Here is a 13,135-nt window from a genome sequence, read left to right as displayed (position 1 = left end):
GGACGCGGCAGGGCGGGCAGCCCTCCGCGAGGGACGAACGGTCATCCCGGTGCACCTCTCGTTCCAGTCCCTCGCGGGTACCGGACTCAGGTCGCGTCGACCCACGTCGTCGTGGGCCGTTCAGGGTGGAGCGGGTGGGGCGTCGGCGCCCCACCCGCTGCAACCACCCGGAGGGGGTGTGTCACGCAGGAGGACCGCCGAACGCGAGTGTGGGACGGCAGGACGTGCCCTGCAACGGCGCAGGGGTGTGCGCTGCCTCACGTGGGTGCCGGCGCGGGCCCTCGGAGCCCGTGGTTGGGTGGGGCCCGCGCCGGCAGCGGAGCCGGCTCCGAGCACGGAGGAGCACGGTGAGCAGCTTCGAGGGACGCACCGCACTGGTCACGGGCGCGAGCCGGGGCATCGGCCTGGCGATCGCGCAGAGCCTGGTGGACCGGGGCGCCCGGGTGGTCGTCACCGCCCGCAAGGCCGACGCGCTGGCCGCGGCGGTCGAGCAGCTGGGCGGGCCGGACAAGGCCGTCGCCGTCGCCGGGAACGCCGGTGACGCGGAGCACCGCGCCGAGGCCGTGCGCACCGCCGTCGAGACCTTCGGCAGCCTGGACTGCCTGGTCGGGAACGTCGGCATCAACCCGGTCTTCGGCCCGCTGATGGACGCACCGCTCGACGCCTTCCGCAAGATCCTGGACACCAACGTCGTCTCCAGCCTCGGCCTGGTGCAGGAGGCCTGGCGGGCGTGGATGCGCGAGCACGGCGGCTCGGTGCTGATCGTCGCCTCGGTCGCCGGTCTCAAGTCCAGCGAGGGCATCGCCGCCTACGGCGTGAGCAAGGCGGCGCTGGTCAACCTGACCACGCAGCTCGCCGTGGAGCTCGGCCCGCACGGCATCCGGGTCAACGCGGTCGCCCCGGCCGTGGTGAAGACCCGGTTCGCCGAGGCGCTGTTCACCGGCCGGGAGGACGCGGTCGCGAAGCAGTACCCGGTGGGCCGGCTCGGGGTGCCCGAGGACATCGGGGAGGCGGCGGCCTACCTGCTCGGCGACAGCGCCGGCTGGGTCACCGGGCAGACCCTCGTGCTGGACGGCGGCGCGCTGTCCCGCGGCCCCATCTGAGGAAGGACCTCGTCCCTCCCCACGACACGCGCCGCGCGCGGCGGGCCCCTGGGACGAGGCCGTAGGGGCCCGCCGCGAGCGTGCGAGGCGTGGGGGCAGAGGAGTACTTCGTGTCACCTACGGCCGAGCACGCGGGCGAGCACGTCGTCGGTGGCGTCACCGGCGTCCTCGCGGTGGCGGCGACGCCGGGACCGCGCACCGGTGGGCGCCGGGACGCCGCTCTCAGCCAGGATCTGCTCCAGCCGAGCGTGACCCGGCGACTCGGGGGCGGCCGCCCGGACCGGCTCGTCGGCGGGTGCTGCGGTCGCGTCCCCGGCGTACCCCGACGCGTCGTGACGTGCTCCGTACGCGGTGCTGCCGGCCCGCTCGACGCCGTCCGCGACCGCCCAGGCGTCGGCCGAGGAGGACCCGGACCACGGAGGGTCGTACGAGGACGCCCCCGAGGGCGTCGTGGTGCCGAACAGCAGCGCGTCGTACCGCGAGGAGTCGTACCCGGCCCCGGAGTCGACGACCGGCTCCGGCGCGGGCTGCGGCGTGCCGTCCACGGCGGGGGGATGCGCGACGGGCAGGAGCGGCTGGGCCGGGACCACCCGGGTCTCCGTCCAGCGGTCGACGTCCCAGCCGGAGGTCTGCGGCGGGGAGTCCCACACCGTGGCGCCGTCCAGCACCCGGCCGTCGGCCTCGGGCGCCGACTGCGCAGGACCGCGCACCGACTGTGCGCGCATGACCATCCGCTCGACGAGCAGCTCACCGGAGAGCTGCTCGGTGAGCTCGGCCCGCAGCTGGCCGAGCCCGCTCAGCTCGCCGCGGATCTCGGTCAGCGCGGCGAGCTCGGTGCGCAGCTGCCCGAGCCCGGCGAGCTCCGCGCGCAGCCGGGGGACGGCGGCGAGGTCCTCCCGCAGCGTGGACAGGCCGGACAGCTCGGCGCGCAGCTGCGCGAGCTCGCCGCGGACCGCGCCTTCGGTCTCCCGCCGGAGCCGGCCCTCCAGCTCGACCTCGAACTGGTGCCGGGCGGTCACCTCCCGCTCGAGCTCGAGGTCGTAGGCGTGCTTCAGCTCGGCCTCCCGACCGGCCGCCGCGACCTGGTCGGCGCGGCGGTTGCCCGCCACGAACGCGGCGACGACGAACGCCCAGCAGACGGCGAGCAGGGCCACCCGCAGGTAGCGGGCGTCGTCGGTGAAGAAGACCGCGGCGGTACCGCCGGCGGCGAGGAGCAGTCCGACGGCCAGCCACCCGCGGTTCCCGGTGCTGCGTGCCCCCGGCGGCGCCGGCTGCGGCGTCGGCGTGACCTGCGGCGGAGGCGGGGAGTCCCGGGCGGCCGCGGGAGCCGGCGGCACGGGCGGGAGCGTGCCCCGGCCACCAGGGGGGCGACCCGGGGTGTCAGCGTCCCGGCGGCCTCCCATGACCCTCACCTTACGGGTCGTAGACGATCACAGGCAGTGAACACGGCCGTTGCCCGGCGCCGCCCCGGCGGTCGGGTGGCACGCTGTGGCCGGTGACCCTCACCCTGCTGGACTGGCGGCGACGGGTCGCCGCCCTCTACGCCGACGTCCGCGCCGCGGAGGACCCGGAGGCCGGCTGGCTCGCCTGGCGGGAGGGTCGGGCCGCGCTCGTCGGCGGCCACCCCGACTCCCCGCTCGACGACGCGGCCCGCGCCTCGTTCAGCGGGATCCCGTTCGCGCCCTACGACCCGGCCCTGCGGTTCGTGGTCCCCGTGGACACCGACGTCGAGCGCGAACGCCGGGAGGTGCCGACCGCCGCGGACGGGACCGTGGTGCTGGACCGGATCGGCCGGGTGACCCTGGGCGAGGTCGGCCGGCTCGACGTCTGGTGGGTCGGCGGCTACGGCGGCGGGGTGTTCCTGCCGCTGCGCGACGGGAGCGCCGGGAGGACCACCTACGGCGGTGGCCGCTACCTGCTGGACACCATCAAGGGCGCCGACCTCGGTGGCGACGACGACCGGCTGGTCGTCGACCTCAACTTCGCCTACCACCCCTCGTGCACCTACGACCCGCGGTGGACCTGCCCGCTGGCCCCCGCGGGGAACGTCGTGGACACCGCCGTCGCCGCCGGGGAGCAACTGCCCCCCGGCGGCTGGTACTGAAAGGACCTCCCTGCCCCCCACCCCTCGCTCCGCTCGGGTCGGGCCCCTGCAGGGAGGCCGCCCAGGGTCCGGCTGTCGGCCCTGAGCTCAGTTGCTACCCCTGGGCGAGGGCGCCGTCGGAGCTGAAGACCAGGCCGATGGAGACGTCGCCCTGCTGGATGGCGGCCTTGGTCAGCGGGCCGCCGGCGTCGTACTCGGAGAAGCTGGCGAACTCCAGGCCGTAGCTGTCCTCCAGACCCAGCTGGCACTGCGGCCGGGTCGGGCACTCCCCCGGCCCACCGAGGGTCAGCGAGCCGTCCCCGCAGGCGTCGGCGAGCTCGGACAGCGTGGTCACGCCGAGCGCGTCGGCGAACTCCTGGGTGACGGCGAAGGCGTTCTGGTCGGTCGCCTCCGCCGGCGTGCCGAAGACGAGCCCGTACTGCTCGGCCACCGGCGTGAGCGCGGCCAGCGTCTCGTCGGCGTCGCTGGTGGCGATCGGCGCGGCGGCGGGGTCGACGGCCTTGTTGATGATGTCGGCGACGGTGGCCAGGTACTCCGGGAAGACCTGGATCTCGCCGTTCTTCAGCGCCGGCAGGTACAGCTCGCGGTTGCCGACCGTCTGCACCGTGGCCTGGAAGCCGGCCGCGGTCAGGGTGTCGGCGTAGACGTTGGCCAGCACCTGCGACTCGCTGAAGTCGGCGGCGCCCACGACGACCGGGCCGCTGCCCCCGGTGACGCCGGCCCCGAGGTCGTTGTCCGACACGTACGCGGCGGCGACGTCGGTGGCCGACTGCCGGTCGATGTCGACGGCCTTGTTCATGCCGATGAGATCGTCTTCGGTCAGCGCCGCCGACACCGTGTCCAGCGCCTGCAGCAGCGCCGGGTTCGCGTCGGCGGCGGCCGCGTTGACCGCCGGCACGATGTTGTCGGCGTTCTGCAGGCCCTTGTCGTCCTCCAGGACGACGAGCTGGTCACCCGCGACCGGGGCGCAGGCGTCACCGGACGCGGCCGAGCCGCTGGCGGCGGCCTCGCCGCCGGTGCCGGAAGACCCCGACTCACCGCAGGCTGCGGTGGAGAGCACGGCCGCGAGGGCCGCGATGGGGAGGAGTGTCTGGAAACGGGGACGCGCGCGCATCAGCTCCGCCTTCTGTGTCCCGTGGCGCCCCTGCTGGACGGCCACGCGTGTCTGGCGGGAGGTGTCCCGCAGCAGCCACTCAACCCCCGGCCGGGTCGGAGATCAAGTCCGTTGTGCACGACCGTGACCTCCCGGTGACCCGGCCCCGGTCACGGGGTGACCGGAACGGCCCCCGCATCGGTGGGGCGGGTGCGGACCCGGCCGACCCGGAGCCTCTTGGGGCCCGGGGTCACCAGCCAGGACACGGCGGCCAGCAGCAGCTCGGTGGCCACCGCCAGCAGGGCGACCAGTATTGCGCCGGCCAGCACCGCGCCGTAGTCCAGCTGCCGGAACCCGAGGGTGATGATCCGGCCCAGCCCCCCGCCGGCGACCAGCGCCGCCAGGGTCGCGGTCGCGACCACCTGTACGGCGGCCGTGCGCACCCCGGTCATCAGCAGCGGGGCGGCGAGCGGCAGCTCGGCCCGCAGCAGCACCTGCCGCTCGTTCATGCCCATCGCCCGCGCGGCCTCGACGACGTCCCGGTCGACCCCGCGGAACCCGACGTAGGTGTTGGTGAGCACCGGCGGGATCGCGAACACCGCCAGCGCGATGGTGGTCGCCCGCGGCCCGAATCCGATCGGGGTCACCGCGAACACGGTGAGCAGGGCGAGGGTGGGGATCGCCCGGGAGACGTTGGACAGCGCGACGGTGAACCCGCCGCCGCGGCCGGTGTGCCCGAGCAGCGCGCCGACCGGGATGCCGATCACCATGGCGACCAGCACGGCGATCACCGAGATCCGCAGGTGCTGCGCGAGCAGGTCGAAGATGCCGTTGGTGCGGGTCCAGTTGAACGGGTCGTTGAGGTAGCGGACGGCGTCCTGGAGCAGGTTCACGACCGCGCCTGCCTGGCCCAGGGGGTCAGCGCGCGCTCGGCACCGGCCAGCAGCAGATCGGCCACCAGCGCCAGCAGCACGCAGCCCACCGCGCCGGTGACGATCTCGGCCCGGTAGAAGTTGGCGTTGAACCCGCCGGTGATCAGTTGGCCGAGGCCGCCGTGCCCGACGATGACCCCGACGGTGACCAGCGCGACGGTGGACACCGTGGCCACCCGGATGCCGGCCATGAACGAGGGCAGCGCCAGCGGGAGCTCGACCTGCCAGAACAGCCGCACCGGGCCGTAGCCCATCCCGCGAGCCGACTCCCGCACGTCGGCGGGTACCGACTGCAGCCCGGCCAGGAAGTTCCGGACCAGCACCACCAGCGAGTAGAGCACCAGCCCGATGAGCACGGTGGTCTGCGACAGGCCGGTCACCGGGAACAGGAAGGCGAACATCGCCAGCGACGGGATCGTGTAGATCAGCGTGGAGACGCCGAGGACGCCGGCGGCGAGCCAACGGCTGCGGCGGGCGATCAGGGCCAGCGGCAGGGCGAGGAGCGCGCCGAGGACGACCGCAGCGACGGTCAGCCTGACGTGCTCGCCGAGGTAGGACAGGATGGTGTCCCAGTTGTCGGCCACGTAGGAGGGGTCGAACCAGGGGTTCGGCGCCGCATCCGCTGCGAGCACCGCATCGCTCGCCGCGCTCAGCACCGGGCGCCCGTCAGGAAGGCCACTCCGTGGACGTTAGCGCTCAGCTCCGCCCGGGCACAGCTCAGCCGGCCCAGGCCATCCGGCTCGAGGGGGTCAGCAAGACCTACCCCGACGGCAGCGTCGGCGTGCAGTCACTCGACCTGACCTTCGCCGCCGGGGAGCTCACCGTGCTGGTCGGCCCGTCGGGCTGCGGCAAGACCACCACGATGAAGATGATCAACCGGATCATCGAGCCGACCACCGGGCGCGTCCTGCTCGGTGAGGACGACGTGACCCGGGTCGACCCGGTGGAGCTGCGGCGCCGGATCGGCTACGTCATCCAGAACGTCGGGCTCTTCCCGCACCAGACGGTGCGCAAGAACATCGGCACCGTGCCGCGGCTGCTGGGCTGGGACAAGAAGCGCACCGCGGACCGGGTCGAGGAGCTGCTCGACCTCGTCGGGCTGGACCCCGCGACCTTCGGCGACCGCTATCCGCACCAGCTCTCCGGTGGCCAGCGGCAGCGGGCCGGGGTCGCCCGGGCGCTGGCCGCCGACCCCGCCGTCCTGCTGATGGACGAGCCGTTCTCGGCGGTCGACCCGATCGTCCGCGAGCGGCTGCAGTCGGAGTTCCTCCGGCTGCAGGAGACCGTCCGCAAGACCATCGTGTTCGTCACCCACGACATCGAGGAGGCCGTGCGCCTCGGTGACCGGATCGCGGTGATGAGCCAGGGCGGCAAGGTGGAGCAGTTCGCGCCGCCGGCCGAGCTGCTCGGCTCCCCCGCCACGCCCTTCGTCGCGGACTTCGTCGGCGCCGACCGGGGCCTCAAGCGGCTGGCCGTCACCGGCATCGACATGGCCGACCTGGAGCAGCCACCGGTCGTGCACGCCGACGACGACGTGCGGGAGGCGCGGGCGGTGCTGGAGCGGGCCGGCGCCCGCTGGGCCGTGGTGCTGGACGGGCAGGAGCGGCTGAACGGCTGGATCTCGGCCGAGCGGGCCACCGGCAGCGGGACCGTGCGGCAGGTGGGCCGGCGGATGGACGCCTGGGTGCCGATCGACGCGACGCTGAAGACCGCGTTCGCCACCATGCTGCAGCTGGAGGCGGGCTGGGTGGCGGTGCTGGACGGCGACCGGTTCTGCGGCGTGCTCACGCCCGAGTCGCTGCACGCCGCGCTGCGCCGCTCCATCGAGGGCTCGGTCCCCGAGGTCGCCGGAGCCGCCCACCTGTGACATCGCGACCCTCCGGGCCGCACCGCGACCAGGAGCCGCCCACCTGTGACATCGCGACCCTCCGGGCCGCACCGCGGCCAGGAGCCGTCCCCACTCGCGCTGAGCCGTTGCCCGCCCCGCATCGCGGGAGCCTCCGGCCCCCACTCGCGAACCGGAGCCGCCTTGCGGCGGCGAGGGTCCGACGTCAAGCGGCGCCTTCTCCCGTTCCTTCGTCCTCGTCCGGGGGGACGCGGCAGACGTGCTCGAGCCACAGCGCGGCGGCGACCAGGCCGGCGGCCAGCAGGACGCCGAGGACGGCGGACACCGTGTCGCCCGAGGCCGCACCGAGCCGGCCCACCGCCGGGGCGGTGTGCAGCAGCAGGCCGCCCCACAGCCCCGCGACGACCGCGCCGACCCACGCACTGGCCTGGGCGAGCACCGCCAGCCGGGCGACCAGCAACGGCTCGACGGGCCGGGCAGCGGTCGCCGGACTGCGACCGGGGCCCCGCCGGCCCGCTCGCTCGGCAGTGAGCCGGGCCCGCAGCGTCCGGGCGCCCAGTGCCTCGGCAACCGCGAGCACGCCCAACGGCACCGGCAGCCACCACTGGAACGGCGGCAGCGAGCCGTAGGCCGAGCGCACCACGAGCCAGGCGGCGAAGCCCACCGCGACGGCGAGCGCGAGCAGCTCACGGCGGCGCACCGGCGTCATGCCAGCTGCTCCCACCGGACGACCCCCGCCACCTCGTCCGCCGGCAGCGCGGCCACCAGGTCGACGACGCGGCCGTGCCCGGGCAGCGTGGCCGCGGGGTCCAGGGCGAGCCACGGGATGAGCACGAACGCCCGCTCGTGCGCCCGCGGGTGCGGCAGGGTCAGCTCCGGGTCGGTGGAGAGCACGGGTGCGCCGTCGTCCCCGGTGACCGTGACCACGTCGACGTCCAGCGTCCGCGCACTCCAGCGCACCTCCCGGGTCCGCCCGGCGGCCTGCTCGAGCTCGTGCGCCAGCGCCAGCCAGCCGGTGGCGTCCCGCTCCCCGCGGACGACGGCGACCGCGTTGAGGTACGGCGGCTGCTCGACCGGGCCCCAGGGCGGGGTCTCGTACAGCGTCGAGCGGGCGACCAACCCGTGCCCGGTCAGCGCGACCAGCGCGGAGCGCAGCGTGCCCGCACGGTCGCCCAGGTTCCCGCCGAGCGAGAGGACGGCCCTGGTCATCTGCGTTCGCGCCGGATGGCGACCGTGACGTCGTCGGCGGGCACCCCGAGGTCGACCTCCGGCTTGTGCACGGTGATCTCGACGGCGTCCACGACCGGGTAGGCCAGGCAGCAGTCGGCCAGCCGCTGGGCCAGCGTCTCCAGCAGGTCGACCGGCTCGCCGACCAGCAGTGCGTGCAGCTGCTGCGCCAGCTCGCCGTAGTGCACGGTCTTGGTCAGGTCGTCCCCGGCCGCGGCCGGCGCGGTGTCGAGCTCGAGCACCGCGTCGACCCGGAAGGTCTGGCCGTGCTCGCGCTCCGGCGGGTAGACCCCGTGGTAGCCGTGGCCGGTCAGCCCGTGCACCGTGATCCGGTCGGGGGTCGGTGAGGTGGGTCGACTACTGGCCATGCGGTCCTCGTCCTCGGGCGGCCTGCACGGCCGCCACCGTCGCGATCGCGTCGAGGGACTGCACCGGGTCGTGCACCCGCACACCCCAGGCCCCGGCCTGCGCGGCCAGCACCGAGATGGCCACGGTCGCGGCCTCCCGACCCTCCACCGGCCGTGGCTCGCCGTCGGGCCCGGCCAGCAGCCTGCCGAGGAAGGTCTTCCGCGAGGCACCCACCAGCACCGGCAGACCGAGGGCGACCAGCCGGTCGAGCCCGGCCAGCAGAGCCCAGTTGTGGTCGGCGTTCTTCGCGAAGCCCAGGCCCGGGTCCAGCACCAGCTGGGCCGGGTCGACCCCGGCCGCGACGACGTCCTCGACCCGGGCGATGAGCTCGGCACCCACCTCGTGCACCACGTCGCCGTAGCGGGCGGCGGCGTACATCTCGCGGCTGTGGCCGCGCCAGTGCATCAGCACCCACGGCACCCCGGCCTCGGCGACCAGCCGGGCCATGCCGTCGTCGGCCAGCCCGCCGCTGACGTCGTTGACCAGGGACGCGCCGGCCTCCAGCGCCGCGGCGGCGACGTCGGCGCGGGTGGTGTCGACGCTGACCCGGACGCCGGCGGCGGCGAGGTCGCGGACGACGGGCACCACACGGCGGCACTCCTCCGCGGCGTCCACCCGGTCGGCACCGGGCCGGGTCGACTCACCGCCGACGTCGACGTAGTCCGCGCCCGCGGCGTGCATCTGCAGGCCGTGGTCGATCGCGGCGTCGTGGTCGGCGTAGCAGCCGCCGTCGGAGAAGGAGTCCGGCGTGACGTTGAGGACGCCCATCACGAGGCAGCGCCCGGGCCGTGGCGTGCGCAGGCCGACGTCCATCGCCAGGCTCAACGGCCCAGGATGAGGCTCATGGCCTCGCTGCGGGTGGCGGCGTTCTCCCGGAAGATCCCGCGCACCGCGGAGGTCATCGTCGTCGCCCCCGGCTTGCGGACGCCGCGCATCGCCATGCACAGGTGCTCGGCCTCGATCACCACGATGACACCGCGCGGCTTGAGGACCTCGTACAGCGAGTCGGCGACCTGCCGGGTCATCCGCTCCTGCACCTGCGGACGGCGGGCGTAGACCTCCACCAGCCGGGCCAACTTGGACAGACCGGTGACCCGGCCGTCGTACCCGGGGATGTACCCGACGTGCGCGACGCCGTGGAAGGGCACCAGGTGGTGCTCGCAGGTCGAGTACATCGCGATGTCCTTGACCAGCACCAGCTCGTCATGGCCCTCGTCGAAGGTGGTGGCGAGGACGTCGGCCGGGTCCTGGCCCAGCCCGGCGAAGGTCTCCGCGTAGGCGCGGGCCACCCGGGCCGGGGTGTCCTGCAGGCCCGGACGGTCGGGGTCCTCACCGATCGCGGCCAGGATCTCCCGGACGGCGGCCTCGATCCGCCCGGCGTCGAACTGCCCCTCGGGGATGTCGCCGACCGGGTCACCGGTGCGCGGGTCCTGCCCCACACCGTCGACCCGGCCGGCCGCCGCGCTGTCGCCCGCTCCCCCCGGTGCGGCGCTCACCGGCCCTGGGCGGGGGCGCCGACGTCCCCGATCGGTGCTTGGGTCGCGCCGTTCGCCGGCGCGTGCACGCCGTTGCCGTTGCTCGCCGCCGCCTCGGCGGGGGTGAGCACCGGCGGGCGCTGCGAGGGGGTGCGCTTGCCGAAGCCGTTGTACGGGGCCATCGACGGGCGCTTGACCACCCCGGCGCAGATCCGGTCCATGTCCTCGCGGGACAGCGTCTCCTTGTCCAGCAGCTCCAGCACGAGCCGGTCCAGGGCGTCCCGGTACTCGACCAGGATCTCCCAGGCCTCGTCGTGGGCGGCCTCGATCAGGGCCCGCACCTCGCCGTCGATGTCGGCGGCGACGGCGTCGGAGTAGTCCGGACGCGAGCCCATGTCCCGACCCAGGAACGGCTCGGAGTCGGTGCTGCCGTACTTGACCGCACCGAGCTTCGCGCTCATGCCGTACTGGGTGACCATCGACCTGGCCAGCGAGGTGGCCTTCTCGATGTCGTTGCCGGCACCGGTGGTCGGCTCGTGGAACACCAGCTCCTCGGCGGCCCGGCCACCCAGCGCGTACGCCAGCGTGTCGATCATCTCCGAGCGGGTCTGGTTGTACCGGTCCTCGGTCGGCAGCACGAGGGTGTGCCCCAGCGAGCGGCCGCGCGGCAGGATGGTCACCTTGTGCACCGGGTCCAGGTTGGGCAGTGCGTGCGCCACCAGGGCGTGCCCGCCCTCGTGGTAGGCGGTGACCTTCTTCTCCTTGTCGCTCATCGCCCGCGTCTTGCGCTCGGGGCCGGCGACGACCCGGTCGATGGCCTCCTCGAGCACGGCGTCGGTGATCTGCGTCCCGCCGTGCCGGGCGGTGAGCAGCGCGCCCTCGTTGAGCACGTTGGCCAGGTCGGCACCGGTGAAGCCGGGGGTGCGCCGGGCCACCGTGGTCAGGTCGACGTCGGGCGCCAGCGGCTTTCCGGTGGCGTGCACCTTGAGGACGGCGACGCGGCCGAGCAGGTCGGGGCGGTCGACGGCGATCTGCCGGTCGAAGCGGCCCGGGCGCAGCAGCGCCGGGTCGAGGATGTCCGGCCGGTTCGTCGCGGCGATCATGATGACGCCGCCCTTGACGTCGAAGCCGTCCATCTCGACGAGCATCTGGTTCAGCGTCTGCTCGCGCTCGTCGTGCCCGCCGCCCATGCCCGCGCCGCGGTGCCGGCCGACGGCGTCGATCTCGTCGATGAAGATGATCGCCGGGGCGTTGGTCTTGGCCTGCTCGAACAGGTCGCGGACCCGGCTGGCGCCGACACCGACGAACATCTCGACGAAGTCCGACCCGGAGATCGAGTAGAAGGGCACGCCCGCCTCACCGGCGACGGCCCGGGCGAGCAGCGTCTTGCCGGTGCCAGGGGGGCCGAACAGCAGCACGCCCTTGGGGATCTTCGCGCCGATGGTCTGGTACTTGACCGGGTTCTGCAGGAAGTCCTTGATCTCGTGCAGTTCCTCGATGGCCTCGTCGGCGCCGGCGACGTCGGCGAACGTCGTCTTGGGGCTGTCCTTGCTGACCACCTTGGCCTTGGACTTGCCGAACGCCATGACCCCGCGGCCGCCGCCCTGCATGGAGTTGAACAGCCAGAACAACAGCAGGAGCAGCAGCACGAAGGGCAGGAAGCTCACCAGCAGGCTGACCAGCAGGTTGTCCTGGGTGACGTTCGTGTCGAAGGACTGGGTCCCGCTGCCGGCGTCCGTGCCGCCCCGGACGGCGGCGAAGACGTCGTCGGCCGCGCCGAGCGGGTAGGAGGCGCTGATCTTGGAGCTGCCGTCGACCTGACCCTTGAGGTCGAGGTCGAGCGTCTGCTCCTTGTCGTTGATCGTGGCCTTGTCGACGTTGCCTTCGGAGAGCTGCGCCAGGGCGGTCGAGGTGGAGACCTTGTCGTAGCCACCGTCGTTGCCGAAGAACTGGGAGGCGATGAAGCCCACCACGACGACGACGGCGACCCACAGCCAGACGGACCGGAAGATCTTCTTACGTTCCATACACCGTTGCCGGGCCACCGGGGACGCCCGGACTGCCCGTCGACCCTCCTGATCGTCGCAGGACGTCGCGCACGACCCTGGGTGGCACCCCGCCGCGGGGCGACGTCGTTGCGACGACGGTACACCGGGAGCGCTGCCCACCAGCTGAGCGCGAGCTGCGGCCTCGCTGCAGGGGCCCGGCGCGAGCTTGCGAGCGTCGGGGGGCAGCGTGGTCCTTCCGCTACTCGTAGACCTCGGGCTTCAGCGTGGCGATGTAGGGCAGGTCCCGGTAGCGCTCGGCGTAGTCCAGGCCGTAGCCGACGACGAACTCGTTGGGGATGTCGAAGCCGATGTAGCGCACCGGGACGTCGACCTTGACCGCGTCCGGCTTGCGCAGCAGCGTGCACACCTCCAGGCTCGCCGGCCCGCGGCTGCCCAGGTTCTTCAGCAGCCAGGAGAGCGTGAGCCCGGAGTCGATGATGTCCTCGAGCACCAGCACGTGCTTGTCGGCGATGTCCCGATCGAGGTCCTTGAGGATCCGGACCACGCCCGAGGAGCTGGTGGCGCTGCCGTAGGAGGAGACGGCCATGAACTCCATCTGGGTCGGCAGCTGCAGCGCCCGGGCGAAGTCGGACATGAACAGCACGGCGCCCTTGAGGACGCCGACGAGCAGCACCTCGCGGCCGGCGTAGTCCACCGCGATCCGGGCGGCGAGCTCGGTGATCTTGCCCTGGATCTGCTCCTCGGACAGCAGCACGTGGTCGATGTCCGGGCCGTAGCCGTGGTCGGGTCCCAGCGGCCCCGTGGCCTGTGCTCCGGGGGTGGTGCGCTCGCTCACGGCGCTCAGGGCTCCTCGAGGGGATCGATTGCAAGACGGGCAGCCGGACGGGTGCCGCGCTGCACGGTCAGCCTGCCAGACACCCGCACCACCCCCGTACCAC

14 protein-coding genes are annotated in these 13,135 nt (G+C 73.8%); 3 read left to right on the top strand and 11 right to left on the bottom strand.

Annotation, left to right across the window (positions count from 1 at the left end; all coding sequences use genetic code 11):
- The first annotated feature begins 347 nt into the window (after nucleotides 1-347).
- Complete coding sequence (locus tag FHL79_RS23565; RefSeq protein ID WP_138760989.1) at nucleotides 348-1,103, top strand: SDR family oxidoreductase; 756 nt, start codon at nucleotides 348-350, stop codon at nucleotides 1,101-1,103.
- 113 nt (nucleotides 1,104-1,216) lie between these two features.
- Here the strand turns inward: FHL79_RS23565 and FHL79_RS23560 are convergent, their stop codons facing one another.
- Nucleotides 1,217-2,440 (bottom strand): DUF6779 domain-containing protein, encoded by a 1,224-nt coding sequence (locus FHL79_RS23560; RefSeq protein ID WP_138760988.1) that lies wholly within the window; start codon nucleotides 2,438-2,440, stop codon nucleotides 1,217-1,219.
- A gap of 158 nt (nucleotides 2,441-2,598) precedes the next feature.
- Here FHL79_RS23560 and FHL79_RS23555 point away from each other — a divergent pair, with 158 nt between their 5' ends.
- Nucleotides 2,599-3,207 (top strand): DUF1684 domain-containing protein, encoded by a 609-nt coding sequence (locus FHL79_RS23555; RefSeq protein WP_138760987.1) that lies wholly within the window; start codon nucleotides 2,599-2,601, stop codon nucleotides 3,205-3,207.
- 94 nt (nucleotides 3,208-3,301) lie between these two features.
- Here the strand turns inward: FHL79_RS23555 and FHL79_RS23550 are convergent, their stop codons facing one another.
- The 3 genes from FHL79_RS23550 to FHL79_RS23540 form a co-directional block, all read right to left on the bottom strand.
- On the bottom strand, nucleotides 3,302-4,321 hold the full coding sequence (locus FHL79_RS23550; RefSeq protein ID WP_138760986.1) for a glycine betaine ABC transporter substrate-binding protein: 1,020 nt from the start codon (nucleotides 4,319-4,321) through the stop codon (nucleotides 3,302-3,304).
- 149 nt (nucleotides 4,322-4,470) lie between these two features.
- Nucleotides 4,471-5,193, bottom strand: coding sequence for an ABC transporter permease (locus tag FHL79_RS23545; RefSeq protein WP_138760985.1), 723 nt, complete (start codon nucleotides 5,191-5,193; stop codon nucleotides 4,471-4,473).
- Nucleotides 5,190-5,864 carry an ABC transporter permease gene (locus FHL79_RS23540; protein ID WP_246081169.1) on the bottom strand — a complete coding sequence of 225 codons (675 nt, stop codon included), beginning with the start codon at nucleotides 5,862-5,864 and terminating at the stop codon, nucleotides 5,190-5,192. The genes FHL79_RS23545 and FHL79_RS23540 overlap by 4 nt, the downstream gene beginning before the upstream one ends.
- A 50-nt stretch (nucleotides 5,865-5,914) precedes the next feature.
- Between FHL79_RS23540 and FHL79_RS23535 the strand changes: the two genes are divergently transcribed.
- Nucleotides 5,915-7,099 carry an ABC transporter ATP-binding protein gene (locus FHL79_RS23535; RefSeq protein WP_218938585.1) on the top strand — a complete coding sequence of 395 codons (1,185 nt, stop codon included), beginning with the start codon at nucleotides 5,915-5,917 and terminating at the stop codon, nucleotides 7,097-7,099.
- A gap of 184 nt (nucleotides 7,100-7,283) precedes the next feature.
- On the opposite strand, the gene FHL79_RS23530 is transcribed toward FHL79_RS23535, so the two are convergent.
- The 7 genes from FHL79_RS23530 to hpt form a co-directional block, all read right to left on the bottom strand.
- On the bottom strand, nucleotides 7,284-7,787 hold the full coding sequence (locus tag FHL79_RS23530) for a DUF3180 domain-containing protein (RefSeq protein WP_138760983.1): 504 nt from the start codon (nucleotides 7,785-7,787) through the stop codon (nucleotides 7,284-7,286).
- A complete protein-coding gene (folK, locus tag FHL79_RS23525; protein ID WP_138760982.1) occupies nucleotides 7,784-8,287 on the bottom strand; it encodes a 2-amino-4-hydroxy-6-hydroxymethyldihydropteridine diphosphokinase in 504 nt (167 codons plus the stop codon). The genes FHL79_RS23530 and folK overlap by 4 nt, the downstream gene beginning before the upstream one ends.
- Nucleotides 8,284-8,673 (bottom strand): dihydroneopterin aldolase, encoded by a 390-nt coding sequence (gene folB, locus FHL79_RS23520; RefSeq protein WP_138760981.1) that lies wholly within the window; start codon nucleotides 8,671-8,673, stop codon nucleotides 8,284-8,286. Before folB ends, folK begins: the two co-directional genes overlap by 4 nt.
- On the bottom strand, nucleotides 8,663-9,538 hold the full coding sequence (gene folP, locus FHL79_RS23515) for a dihydropteroate synthase (RefSeq protein ID WP_246081167.1): 876 nt from the start codon (nucleotides 9,536-9,538) through the stop codon (nucleotides 8,663-8,665). The genes folB and folP overlap by 11 nt, the downstream gene beginning before the upstream one ends.
- The gene (folE, locus tag FHL79_RS23510) at nucleotides 9,535-10,209 is read right to left on the bottom strand and encodes a GTP cyclohydrolase I FolE (RefSeq protein WP_281283895.1); all 675 of its coding nucleotides are present in this window, start codon (nucleotides 10,207-10,209) and stop codon (nucleotides 9,535-9,537) included. The genes folP and folE overlap by 4 nt, the downstream gene beginning before the upstream one ends.
- A complete protein-coding gene (gene ftsH / locus FHL79_RS23505) occupies nucleotides 10,206-12,215 on the bottom strand; it encodes an ATP-dependent zinc metalloprotease FtsH (RefSeq protein WP_138760980.1) in 2,010 nt (669 codons plus the stop codon). The genes folE and ftsH overlap by 4 nt, the downstream gene beginning before the upstream one ends.
- A 220-nt stretch (nucleotides 12,216-12,435) precedes the next feature.
- Nucleotides 12,436-13,032, bottom strand: coding sequence for a hypoxanthine phosphoribosyltransferase (gene hpt / locus FHL79_RS23500; protein ID WP_439331141.1), 597 nt, complete (start codon nucleotides 13,030-13,032; stop codon nucleotides 12,436-12,438).
- Nucleotides 13,033-13,135 lie beyond the last annotated feature (103 nt).

The organism is Modestobacter altitudinis, assembly GCF_005930475.1.
Lineage (GTDB): Bacteria > Actinomycetota > Actinomycetes > Mycobacteriales > Geodermatophilaceae > Modestobacter > Modestobacter altitudinis.
Note: the sequence above shows the minus strand (reverse complement) of the source record. Positions and strands in the feature narration are given on the sequence as shown.

Coding starts and splice junctions, on each gene's coding strand:
- FHL79_RS23550 (WP_138760986.1), bottom strand. CDS start 4,321: ATGCGCGCGCGTCCCCGTTTCCAGACACTCCTCCCCATCGCGGCCCTC.
- FHL79_RS23530 (WP_138760983.1), bottom strand. CDS start 7,787: ATGACGCCGGTGCGCCGCCGTGAGCTGCTCGCGCTCGCCGTCGCGGTG.
- folK (WP_138760982.1), bottom strand. CDS start 8,287: ATGACCAGGGCCGTCCTCTCGCTCGGCGGGAACCTGGGCGACCGTGCG.
- folB (WP_138760981.1), bottom strand. CDS start 8,673: ATGGCCAGTAGTCGACCCACCTCACCGACCCCCGACCGGATCACGGTG.
- ftsH (WP_138760980.1), bottom strand. CDS start 12,215: ATGGAACGTAAGAAGATCTTCCGGTCCGTCTGGCTGTGGGTCGCCGTC.